This window comes from Chitinispirillales bacterium (assembly GCA_031254455.1).
Taxonomy (GTDB): Bacteria; Fibrobacterota; Chitinivibrionia; order Chitinivibrionales; family Chitinivibrionaceae; genus WRFX01.
This window is the reverse complement of the sequence record JAIRUI010000018.1, coordinates 1-5,885: the sequence shown is the minus strand read 5'-3', so window position 1 is coordinate 5,885 and position 5,885 is coordinate 1. Positions and strand designations below refer to the sequence as shown.

Annotated in this window: 8 protein-coding genes; 1 reads left to right on the top strand and 7 read right to left on the bottom strand. The window is 35.5% G+C overall.

Annotated elements, in window-relative coordinates:
• Positions 1–132: 132 nt before the first annotated feature.
• Complete coding sequence (locus LBH98_01285; protein MDR0303390.1) at positions 133–465, top strand: hypothetical protein; 333 nt, start codon at positions 133–135, stop codon at positions 463–465.
• A 229-nt stretch (positions 466–694) separates the two neighbouring features.
• Here LBH98_01285 and LBH98_01280 read toward each other — a convergent pair whose 3' ends face one another.
• From LBH98_01280 to LBH98_01250, 7 genes are all read right to left on the bottom strand, one after another.
• Entirely contained in the window at positions 695–1,291 is a 597-nt protein-coding gene (locus LBH98_01280) for a hypothetical protein (GenBank protein MDR0303389.1), read from the bottom strand.
• Positions 1,292–1,477, bottom strand: a complete 186-nt coding sequence (locus tag LBH98_01275; protein MDR0303388.1) for a hypothetical protein — start codon at positions 1,475–1,477, stop codon at positions 1,292–1,294.
• Between the two features lie 154 nt (positions 1,478–1,631).
• On the bottom strand, positions 1,632–1,970 hold the full coding sequence (locus LBH98_01270) for a hypothetical protein (protein MDR0303387.1): 339 nt from the start codon (positions 1,968–1,970) through the stop codon (positions 1,632–1,634).
• Positions 1,967–2,374 carry a hypothetical protein gene (locus tag LBH98_01265; GenBank protein MDR0303386.1) on the bottom strand — a complete coding sequence of 136 codons (408 nt, stop codon included), beginning with the start codon at positions 2,372–2,374 and terminating at the stop codon, positions 1,967–1,969. The genes LBH98_01270 and LBH98_01265 overlap by 4 nt, the downstream gene beginning before the upstream one ends.
• Before the next feature lie 44 nt (positions 2,375–2,418).
• On the bottom strand, positions 2,419–2,958 hold the full coding sequence (locus LBH98_01260; GenBank protein ID MDR0303385.1) for a hypothetical protein: 540 nt from the start codon (positions 2,956–2,958) through the stop codon (positions 2,419–2,421).
• Positions 2,959–2,965: 7 nt separating this feature from the next.
• Positions 2,966–4,519, bottom strand: coding sequence for a hypothetical protein (locus LBH98_01255; GenBank protein MDR0303384.1), 1,554 nt, complete (start codon positions 4,517–4,519; stop codon positions 2,966–2,968).
• A gap of 34 nt (positions 4,520–4,553) precedes the next feature.
• Positions 4,554–5,885 (bottom strand): hypothetical protein (locus tag LBH98_01250; protein ID MDR0303383.1); only part of this gene is annotated, 1,332 nt, incomplete at its 5' end.

Here is a 5,885-nt window from a genome sequence, read left to right as displayed (position 1 = left end):
AAAATACTATATCTCTTACGTTCATTTGATGTATTCCGTAAAATTTTATCAAATTTATATCTGATGTCTTCACTTTGGAAACAACATAAAATATTTTTCTTGTGAAATTTACTTAAATTAGGAGTTGTTTTTATGAAAAAACTTATATATTTAACAGTTTTGATTGGTCTGTTGTTGGTAGGATGTGGAAGTGAAAATTGTGAATGTGAGGGTGGAGGTAATAATGACGCTTCTTTGTTGATTGGGAGTTGGGAAAGAGTCGATAATGATAATAGTTATATAATTGAATTTTATTCTAATGGGACAGGTAAATACACATACGACGAAGAACTATTTTTTTGGGAAATTTATAAAACCCATATTCATTTATATCAAAAAGATAATTGGGAAAGTTATAAGTTATACGAAATAATTGACCGAGACATTTTAACCTTTGATCTTGACCTCTATAAAAGAATAAAATAACTTCAAATTTATGCAATCATATTATATTAAGGAAATTATTATTTTAATATTCTTACGTAGTAGTTAATCGCAAAGTACGGCGGCATATTATTGTGAGGTAAATTTTATCGGTTTTTGTCATTGGTTTTCTTGTATTCTGGTATAGCTTTCACCCAAAATAGCAGCAAATCTGTTTTATACCTCTATGCCTATTGTTTAAAAAGCACGTGGTTTAAACCGTTAATTTTTTTTAAGCGTTTAAAATCACATTTACAACCATAACAACCAAAGATGCAACAGCAATAAAAAACATGATTTTCCATCTTTGCGTTTCTTTTTTCTTTTGCTCTCTGTCTCTTACCTTTTCTTCGGCTCGTTGGTTTAAGACGTCCTGACACGCCATTAATTCGACAAGAATTGATTTTATTTTATAGAAAGAAGACTCGCAGGCATCTGCACGCTCATCCTCGTTTCCATCAACAAGTACACCGTCTTTGGCTTTTTGAACTATAAGCATTTTTTCGGAGTATTTTGTAACGGTATCTGGCAAAATTTCGCTTTGATACATTTCTTGGAATTTTTTTATGGCTTCTCCACAGAACGCTATACCATATCTTGCCGCCTCAAAAACTGCTCTTTTAGCATGCGACTTTGCTTTTTCTAAGTATTTTGAATCTTCGTTTAACAGAAATTCGGATATATGAAACCCTGCGTATCTTAACTGTATAATCGCCGGTATGACTTCCTTTCCTGTTAAAAGTTTTACATCCTGAGCAAGGTTATCCGCCCGCTTGAAATCTTTGTTAAAATTATTCAGGTCTTCGGCATAACCGCTTAAATCTATCACTTAAATAAACCTATAATTTCTTATTTTATCCAAACTTGCTTTTATGTCGTCTTCCTCAACATAACGTCCCATTTTAACTTCGACACTACCTTCGGAGTAAAGCATAGTGGTTTGTCGGCTTATCTCCGGAAATAAATTCCTTATGTCTCTGGGAACGTAAGGTTTGTTTTTTGTTAAAATCGACATCGTATCTCCTGTTACTAATTTATAATCACTGTTGAAAATAATATATTCTTTAAAAATAAAACAAGTATTTGTAATTTTTTGAAAATATTTTTTATTTTTATGTATCGTAAATTGCATCGTTATATTTCGTTTCTGCGTTCATACTATTAAATGGTTATTCCACTTTTGCAAATTTCCCTGCTTCGAAAATTAAAAATTCATTATTTATTGTAAATGCGGTACAAACTACATCTTTTTTCACGTTTTCAGTTTCGAAGTAGATGCACATAAAATTATCTACATTTTCCCATTCAAAATAGCGGCAATACCCTTCATCATCAACCCTAAAACCCGTATTATCATCATTAAAGACAAATTTTAAGTATTCGTTCTCCCATTCTCCAACTAACGACATATCGTTGATAGGATTATTACTGCTGTTGTTTTTACAACAATCGTCATTGCTACAAGCAAATAATAATATGGACACAATAACAAATAAAAACCTTTTCATAAAGAGCTCTCATTATTTATGAAACTTGGCAATTCATCTGTTCTTGAATATGTAATGTTTGAAATTAATTTTCCTTCTTTAATTTTATATTCTCTACAACTTAAACTTTCACACTCTTCACCATTACATTCATAATATTCCAAACAAAACGAATTCTCATTAGTATACCATTCAAATTTATTGGCATTGTAAATTTTGTCATCGATACAGAAATAATATTCTCCTGTACCGTTTATATTAAAAATAAAGAATGATGATGAAGCGACATCATCATTGTCATAATGTTCCCACATTCCTACAAGTGAATTATCTCTGCCATTAACTTCTTTATTTTCCTTTTCGTAAGAACACGAAACAGAAAATATAACTACCATCGACATAATAAGCATAAATGTTTTTTTCATAACTCCTCCTTTTTTAATACCATAAATAAGTTTCTTCTACAATTTTACACTCTAACCCTTATGTAATAATTGACTGCAAAATATGGTGGCATATTATTGTGCGGTTTATCTCCACCTCTGTCTCCTGTATTACCTTCACCTCCACCCAACGCAGTCCAATCTTTCCCCTCGCAGGAACTATCTTCTTTCCTGGTATATCCCCCGTGCTTCGCATGGTTTGGCATTTCTTCAATGGTTAATGTATGCATACTCTCCCCATCTTTTTTGAACAAAGGTATTTCTTCCGTTCTATCGTCTTGTTGAGTAGTCCCGGATTTTGCACCAACCAAAAAATACCCGCGAAGATCAGGGACGGGATACCTTTTATCTGGATTAAAATCTTTGTATTCGTCATTGTTGGTGTTTTGCTCTTTAAGCATTTGCCACATCAAGTTATTTATCAATTCAAAATCTCCCAACATTTTTTCATTTGCAGAATAAGGTAAATCTCCGCCGTCGCATATTTGGTAATATTTTTTTTGGAAAACATCCATCTCTCCCACAAACTGTACTATGCATCCTACAGGATTGAAATCCTGAATCATCTCACACTTACTTTTTCACGCCAATTTTTGCCGAATATCTATAAATCTTTTTGTTTGAACTTTTGACATCGGCGATGACAAGGTACGTTCCGTTCGCGACATTTCGTCCGGCGTTATTGGTCAAATCCCAAGTAATTTTATCGCCCGTCTCGGTTTTATCAAAAACCACGTTTCCAACGTTGTCATAAACGACAGCCCTCACTTGTAAAATGCGGTCGCCGCTTGGAGTAACCATCCGCATTTCCGCTTTCTGCGAGACAATGTTGCTTGAAAGCAATATTCCGTACTTGTCAGCGGATTCCTTAATATTGCAGATTGGCGTATCGTCTCCAGGTATACTCCATAATAAATACGGGAATCCATCGTTTATTTCGGGATTAATTCCCCAAGTATTGACAAAATCCCAATCCACAAAAGTCGTTTGTCTTCTAAGTTCGACAGGAGATACGCCGACAATACCCGTCGCATCACCGTTGCCCACGGCACCGCTTACTTCCCAGTTATCGTAATACACCGAAGTATTTGTTCCAGAAGCCGACTCTCCCAAAATTCCACCGGAATAAGAATAAGAATAAGAAGGATTATAAGTGTTAAAAGATGCAGATGAAACGCTGCCCGTTTTGTAGCAATTACTGATTGTAGGCGTGTTGTCCGCACTACCCACCAACCCGCCGGAAAAAGATTTTATTCTATTAAAAGAACTGTTATGACCTTCTGAAATGGCAGAGATATCACCCATCGTGTAACAGTTACTGATTGTAAGAGTATTGTCCGCCTTTCCCACCAGTCCGCCTGAATAAGAAAATTGAAATCCACTAGAGCTATTAGAATTAGAATGGACTTGCCCCGTTGCATAGCAGTTACTGATTGTAAGAGTATTGTCCGCCTTTCCCACCAGTCCGCCTGAATAAGAAAAAGAATTACTAGATGACGATACATTACCCGTAACGTAACAATTACTGATTGTAAGCGTATTCTTCCCCCCCCCCCCCCCCGCCAATCCGCCTGAATTACCAATCACAGTATCTATTAAAGAACCAGAATAAGCATTAGCACAAATAGAGTCTCTTATATTGACTCTGCAATTTACTATCGGCTTTTCAGAAGCGTAATATGCGGCTAATCCTCCTGCATATACTTTGTCCTTGAAGCCTGTTTTTATTTCATTAACGTTAACCGTAAGGTTTTTGATTTGTCCTCCTTCTTTCACATAACCGAACAAACCGGCATATACGCTATTATCGGAAACATCAACGTTTGATATTTTTTTCTCGTTGCCGTCAAATATTCCGGCAAAATTTCTTTCAGGTATCAAATAATTACCAATCGGCATCCAAGAACTCGTAAGATTAATATCATTGCCTAGTTTAACGGTTTTACCTTGAAACGAATTTGCCGCAAAACCGTCGGTGCCGTTAACCCGCCGCGCAAATTCTCTTAATTCCGCTTCGGTAGTTATTGTGATGTTATTCGCATTCCAATTAATTAATTGTCCGAACACAATTTGTACGACAATTATTGCCGTAATCATTACTTTCATTACCCAGATTTCGTTTCGCATTTAACACTCCTTTATAACCAAACAAATTATTATTTTATACTCTCACTCTCATATAGTAATTGACTGCAAAATAAGGCGGTATTGTTGGTATTCCTTTCGGAGGTGTTGAACCTCCTACTTCTTTGGAATCTTGATATGTACGTAAAGCATATTCGTTATTCCAACTATCTCCACCGCGAGAATTACCCCACTTCCAATCACTTTTTCCCGAAGACCATTCTCCATTTCCAAATCCATTTATATTATGGCTTCCATTGCTATCTGCTGTTCTAATAACGTGTTTATGAACGTGTTTTGCCAATTCATCTATTGTTTGAACGTGTGAAGATTTTCCACCTGTTTTATTTAATGGAATTTCTTCAACTGCGCTATCATGTATTTTATTTACACCCATAGAAGCGCCAACCAAGAATAAACCACTTAAATCAGGCAAGTTATACTCTTTACCTAAATCTATTTCATCGCCAATATCACCAATTACAGGTAATCCTTTTTCTTTCCTATCTTTCCACATTGCAAATAAAAATTTATTTATATCTGCAAATTCACCGTCATTTTGAGTTGAATTTCCACCACATAAACCACCATCGCATAATTTATAGTATTGCGTTCGTTCCCAAGTCATAAATCCAATAAACTGAACTATACATCCGACAGGATTAAAATCCTGCAACGCAGTAATAGCAAATTCCATAGCACGTATTCTGACTGAAAACTTTTTTGCTAAAACTAATAAAGAAGTCAATATTTGCGCGTGTGTCGCCGCTTTTGTAAATATTCCTTGAATCGTGTTTGTAACTCTATTGAAAAATCCGTTAATAGTCGATTGATCTAATAAATCTCCCTCTCTAACGCCGCGATAAGTAAATTTTGGATTCATAATATCCGGCGTCATACTGTCTTCTTTTTGCCATTGCGGTAATTTGCACGGAATAAACGTTTGCCAAGTTCCCGCAATTAAAGTCGTATCTTGTTCAATCAAACCGCTTTCTGAATAAAAAAGTAATATACCGTTTGCATTAAATTTAATCGGTCTGTTTCCTATTTGTGTTTCTCCATTTTCATCTACATATTCATACGTTTCGTTTCTTCCCTCTAAATCTCTAACTCCCGTATTTGCTATTGCCGGTAAAGGTAAAAATCCCGTTGCAACTCTACCGCCTTTCAATCCCCCCGTCCAATACGGACTGTTTTGGTCTTCATTCATTATTTCTTGCGTAAGTGTTAGATGTAAACTTCTTTCGTGTTGATACACGTCGGTCGAATTTAAGTGAGTGGAAATAACCGCCATTCCCCGTTCTCCCTTATCGTCATCGCCGCCCGATACTATCCAATTCAAATATTCTTCAAATCTGTCAAAGTTTTT